This window comes from Tardiphaga sp. (assembly GCF_028290785.1).
GTDB lineage: Bacteria > Pseudomonadota > Alphaproteobacteria > Rhizobiales > Xanthobacteraceae > Tardiphaga.
Genome location: NZ_JAQGJD010000367.1, coordinates 1 through 5,149 on the forward strand (window position 1 = coordinate 1; position 5,149 = coordinate 5,149).

A 5,149-nucleotide genomic window follows, 5' to 3' on the forward strand; every position below is an offset into this window, starting at 1 on the left:
CATCGCCGCGCAGATTGGTATTGCCCGCGGGATTGAGCCAGTCGATGCCCTGCCAGTTGCTGACGCTGGCGCTCCAGCCGCCTTCCGACACCGGCTCCTTCTTGAGCTGGCGCTGCAGCACGGTGCCAAAATCCGCGCCGGCCACTTCGACATTCATGCCGGCCTGCTGCAGCATGTCGGCGGCGACATCGCCGAGCGGTTTTTGCGCCAGCGAATTCAGCGGCACCAGCAGCACCACCTTCTCGCCGTTGTAGCCGGCGGCCTTCAGGTCGGCCTTCACCTTGGCCATGTTGCGCGGGCCGCGGAACACGTCCAGCCCGACGTCGCTGGCCAGCGGCGTGTTCGGTGCGAAGAAGCCGATCGGCGTCACCTGATAGGCCGGGTCGTCGCCGGCCACCGCCGTCATGAACGAGGCCTGGTCGATGGCCCCCATCAGCGCGCGGCGGATCGCCGGATTGTCGAACGGCGGCTGCAACTGGTTGACGCGCATCATGCAGGTGTAGCCGCGCGGATCGAGCACGCGGATCGTGACATCGGCGCGTTTCAGGATCGGCAGCAGGTCGTGCGGCGCGGTTTCCTGCCAGTCCTGCTCGCCCCTCTGCAGGGCGGCGACGCCGGTGGCGGCATCCGGCATGGTGGTCCACACCACGCGGTCGTAATGCACGACCTTCGGGCCCGCGGTCCAGTCGGCCTTGCCCTCGGCGCGCGGCACGTATTTGTCGAACTTCGCATAGACGTTTCGCGCGCCCGGCACGCGCTCGTCGGCAACAAATCGGAACGGCCCGCTGCCGACCACTTCGGTGATCGCCTTGAAGGCGTCCGTGCTGGCAAAACGCTCCGGCATAATGAAGGCCGGCTGCACCGCGGCCTTGCCGAGCGCGGTCGGCAGCAGCGGGAACGGCCGCTTCAGGCGGAAGCGAATGGTGCGGTCGTCGGGCGCCGAGAGCTCTTCCGTCGCCGCCATCAGCTCGGCGCCAAAGCCGTCGCGCAGCGCCCAGCGCTTGATGCTGGCCACGCAATCCCGCGCCAGCACGCGCTCGCCGTCATGCCACGAGAGGCCGTCGCGCAGCGTCAGGTCCCACTGCCTGTCGTCATTGGAGACGACATGGCCGGACACCATCTGCGGCGAAATCTGCAGCGCCGCGTTCATGCCGTACAGCGTGTCGTAGACCATAAAGCCATGGTTGCGCGACACCTGCGCGGTGGAGAAGATCGGATCGAGGAAGGTGAGATCGATCACCGGCATGAAGCGCAACGTGGTCTGCGCCTGCGCACGCACCACCCCGGGCATCGAGAACGCGGGTGCTATGGCTGCGGCCTTGAGCAGGGAACGACGGGAAATCAGCAAGGAGGTCTCCTGTGATGGTAGCGATTAGACTTGTCCCGGACGCGGTGCGGCACTCTTGTGCCGCTCCGCAGAGCCGGGACCGTATCAGGCGCCGGAGCTTTTGGCGGTCCCGGACGCAGTGCACTACGCCTCCTGGCGGAGGCGCAATGCACTGCGTCCGGGACAAGATTCAGTCGGGCTGAATCGAAATCTACTCCGCCGCAGCCACCGCGGAGGCGGCTTCGTTGAGCTGGTAGTTCACCACGATCTCCTCGCCGGAGGCGATCCACAGGTCCTCGCAGGATTTCGCGTAAGTGAGAAATTCGCGCAGCAGGCGCAGCCGCATGGGACGGCCGGAGACCTGCGGATGCAGCACGGTGGTGACCATCGCGCCCCAGTCGCGGGTCTCGTCGAGATCGTCCTTCCACATCGACAGCACATGCTCCTTCGGAAAGATCGAGCGCGGGCTGAAGCGGGTCGACAGGCCGTGCATCCAGTCGTCGTAGCTCGACGTCACCGGCAGTTCGATGGTGCCGGGCCGGCCGTCCTTGAGGCGGTGGCGATAGGGCCGCACGTCGTCGCGGAACGACGACGTATAGGCAATGCCGTGGCGCACCAGCGCCACGCGCAGCGCCTCGGTGAATTCGCCGACCGGCGCGCGGTAGCCCTTCGGCACCACGCCGAGGTGACGCTTCAGCGCGTCAAAGCCGCGCTGCAATTCCTCCTCGACGTCGTCGCCGGGATCCACCAGCAGATGGTGATAGCCGTGATGGCCGATCTCGTGGCCGGCCTTGAGGATCGACTCGGCCATCGCCGGATGCGCGTCGACCGCCCAGCCGGTGATGAAGAACGTCGCCTTGAGGTCGAGCTGGTCTAGCAGCTCCAGCAGCTTCGGCGTGCCGACCCGCGCCTCGTAGCCGCCATAGCTCATGGTGACCAGCCGCTCCGCATGGCCCGCGTCCTTGGCCGTCCAGGCGCTTTCCGCGTCGACGTCGAACGACAGGAACATCGCCGACGTATACGGCTTCGGCCACGGGAAGTGCGGCGCGGGGGGCGCGGTGTTGGCGGGAACCAGCGGGATGCTGGCGAGTGCTTTACTGTCCTGCATTGATCGATGCCTTTTCCACGCCGTAGTCGGCGAGTTTCCATTTCACCAGCAGCGCCTTGTAGGTGCCGTCGGCGATCAGCGCGTCGAGCGCTTCCGCCACCGCCTGCTGTAAACCCTTCTCCTTGACCGGCAAGGCCAGACCGGTGAACTGGGTTGCGAAAACCTTTCCAACCGGCAGGTAGATACCGGGCTCGAGGTCCATGATGTAGGGCAGCGTCTCGCCGCCCTGCACCGCGGCGTCGATGCGGCCCTGGCGAAGTTGAGTCCGCGCATCGGCCGAGCCTTCGGTGCCGACGAACACGATCGGTGTGCTGGCACAGTTGGCGGTGCTCCACACTTCGATCATCTTCGGCATGTTGGTGCGTCTGCTAGCGCCGACCTTCTTGCCGCACAGCGCCGTCATGTCCTTGAACTCGGCGGCGCGGGATTGCTGCACGAAGAACAGCGGCCCGTTGCGCAGGTAGTCGATGAAGGTCGCGCTATCCTGCCGGCTCGCCACGTCGGTCATGCCCGAGAGAATCGCATCGACACGGCCGGTGGTGATCGCCGGCATCATCTGGTCGAAGCTGGTTTCCTGCCAGGCGATCTTGATGCCGAGCTTGCGGCCGAGCGCGTCGCCGAGTTCCACATCGAAGCCGGAGAGCGCGCCAGTGGCCGGGTCCTTGAATTCCATCGGCGGGTAGTTCGGCACGATGGCCACCTTGAGGCTGCCCGCCTTGACGATCTCAGGCGGCAACTCCGCGGCGAGCGCCGAACCGGCGGTGAAGATGAGAGCAGCGGCGAGCAAACGTTTCATCGTGTCTCCTTGAGGTCTATTTAAAGCAAAGATCGATCAGAGTATTTTCTGTTCGATATGAACCGATCCAGCCGCAGCCGTCATTGCGAGGAGCCCTTGCGACGAAGCAATCCAGACTGCGCGTGTGGCTCTCTGGATTGCCGCGTCGCTTCGCTCCTCGCAATGACGGAGAACTGTTTTCTGGACACGATTCCATTGAGCTGAATCCACATCACCGGATCACCGCCGAGAGAAACGCCTGGGTGCGCGCCTCGCGCGGGCTGCCCAGCACGTCCGCGGCCGAACCGGACTCCACGATGACGCCATGGTCCATGTAAACCACGCGGTCAGCAACCTCGCGGGCAAAACCGAGCTCGTGCGTCACCACCATCATGGTCATGCCGCTCTTCGCCAGTTCCTTCATGACCGCGAGCACCTCGCCGACCAGTTCGGGATCGAGCGCGCTGGTCGGCTCGTCGAACAGCATCAGCATCGGCTTCATCGCCAGTGCGCGCGCGATCGCGACGCGCTGCTGCTGCCCGCCGGACAGTTGCGACGGATAGTTGTCGGCCTTCTCCGCCAGCCCCACGCGGCGCAGCAGCTCCATCGCCTCCGCGATCACTTCCTTGCGCGGACGGCCCTGCACCTGCACCGGGCCTTCGACAATGTTGTCGAGCGCCGTCTTGTGCGGAAACAGGTTGAAGCGCTGGAACACCATGCCGGTCTTCAGCCGCTGCTTCGCGACCTGCCGTTCCGACAGCCGGTGCAGCCGGCCGTTTTGTTCGCGCACGCCCTGCAGCTCGCCATCGAGCCAGACGCCGCCGCTGTCTGCCGGCGTCAGTTGATTCACGCAGCGCAGCAGCGTGGTCTTGCCGGAGCCGGAGGCACCGATCAGGCACAGCACCTCGCCGGCATGGACGTCCAGCGACACCTGCTTCAGCGCCTGGAACTCGCCAAAATTCTTGCTGACCGATCGGATGGCAACGAGGGGCTTGCTCATCGGACGCTCGGCAAGGTGCCGCGGGAGAACCGGCGTTCGAGCAGCATCTGCAGCGGCGTCAGGATCGACACCACGAGCAGGTACCACAGCCCTGCGACGATCAAAAGTTCGATGACCCGCGAATTGGCGTAGTAGATGTTCTCGGCGCTGTGCAGCACTTCGGGATACTGGATCACGGAGGCCAGCGAGGTCGCCTTGACCATGCCGATGAATTCGTTGGAGAGCGGCGGCGTCACCACACGCATCGCCTGCGGAAAGATGATCCGGCGCAGCGCCTGCAGCCGGCCCATGCCGATCGCCTGTGCCGCCTCGTACTGGCCGGCATCGACCGAGAGAATGCCCGCGCGCATCACTTCCGACGTGTACGCCCCCTGGTTGATGCCGAGCCCGAGCAGCGCGGAGAGGAACGGCGTCATGATATCGACCGCGCGGCCGGACCAGATGCCGGGAATGCCGATGGTAGGAAACACCAAAGCGATGTTGAACCACAGCAGCAGTTGCAGGATCAGCGGCGTGCCGCGGAACAGCCAGGTGTAGCCCGCCGCCACGGTCTTCAGCACCGGATTGGACGACAGCCGCATCACCGCGATCACCACCCCGAGGAAAATGCCGAGCGCCATCGCCAGCACCGCCATGATCATGGTGTTGGAAATGCCCTTGAGGATCACCGGTACGGTGAGGAAGCGGCCGACATAGGACCACTCGATCTGGCCGTTGGCGAAGGCGCGGCCGATCGCGGCCAGCACCACCAGGATCAGCGCCGCGGTGAGCCAGCGCCGCCAATGCAACTGCGCGGCGACCGGTAGTCGCGACAGATCGGGAAAGCCTTCTGCCAGCCGCTCCGACGCGCTCATTGCGTGGCCGCGTTCATCAGCGGCTTTTCCACCGCATGCATGCCGACCTTCCATTTTTCCAGAACGGTCTTGTAGGCACCGTCGG

The 5,149-nt window shown here is 65.3% G+C and carries 5 protein-coding genes; all 5 read right to left on the reverse strand.

Annotation, left to right across the window (positions count from 1 at the left end; genetic code table 11):
- On the reverse strand, nt 1-1,348 hold a 1,348-nt coding region (locus tag JWR89_RS23390), incomplete at its 3' end, for an ABC transporter substrate-binding protein (protein ID WP_299720550.1).
- Nucleotides 1,349-1,538: 190 nt separating this feature from the next.
- Complete coding sequence (locus JWR89_RS23395) at nt 1,539-2,435, reverse strand: polysaccharide deacetylase (RefSeq protein WP_299720551.1); 897 nt, start codon at nt 2,433-2,435, stop codon at nt 1,539-1,541.
- Nucleotides 2,422-3,231, reverse strand: a complete 810-nt coding sequence (locus JWR89_RS23400) for an ABC transporter substrate-binding protein (protein WP_299720552.1) — start codon at nt 3,229-3,231, stop codon at nt 2,422-2,424. The genes JWR89_RS23395 and JWR89_RS23400 overlap by 14 nt, the downstream gene beginning before the upstream one ends.
- Before the next feature lie 211 nt (nt 3,232-3,442).
- The gene (locus JWR89_RS23405) at nt 3,443-4,210 is read right to left on the reverse strand and encodes an amino acid ABC transporter ATP-binding protein (RefSeq protein ID WP_299720554.1); all 768 of its coding nucleotides are present in this window, start codon (nt 4,208-4,210) and stop codon (nt 3,443-3,445) included.
- Nucleotides 4,207-5,064, reverse strand: coding sequence for an amino acid ABC transporter permease (locus tag JWR89_RS23410; RefSeq protein ID WP_299720556.1), 858 nt, complete (start codon nt 5,062-5,064; stop codon nt 4,207-4,209). The genes JWR89_RS23405 and JWR89_RS23410 overlap by 4 nt, the downstream gene beginning before the upstream one ends.
- Between the last annotated feature and the right edge of the window lie 85 nt (nt 5,065-5,149).

Bases quoted from the DNA above. Each gene is read 5' to 3' on its own strand.
- JWR89_RS23395 (WP_299720551.1), bottom strand. From the start codon at position 2,435: ATGCAGGACAGTAAAGCACTCGCCAGCATCCCGCTGGTTCCCGCCAAC.
- JWR89_RS23400 (WP_299720552.1), bottom strand. From the start codon at position 3,231: ATGAAACGTTTGCTCGCCGCTGCTCTCATCTTCACCGCCGGTTCGGCG.
- JWR89_RS23405 (WP_299720554.1), bottom strand. From the start codon at position 4,210: ATGAGCAAGCCCCTCGTTGCCATCCGATCGGTCAGCAAGAATTTTGGC.
- JWR89_RS23410 (WP_299720556.1), bottom strand. From the start codon at position 5,064: ATGAGCGCGTCGGAGCGGCTGGCAGAAGGCTTTCCCGATCTGTCGCGA.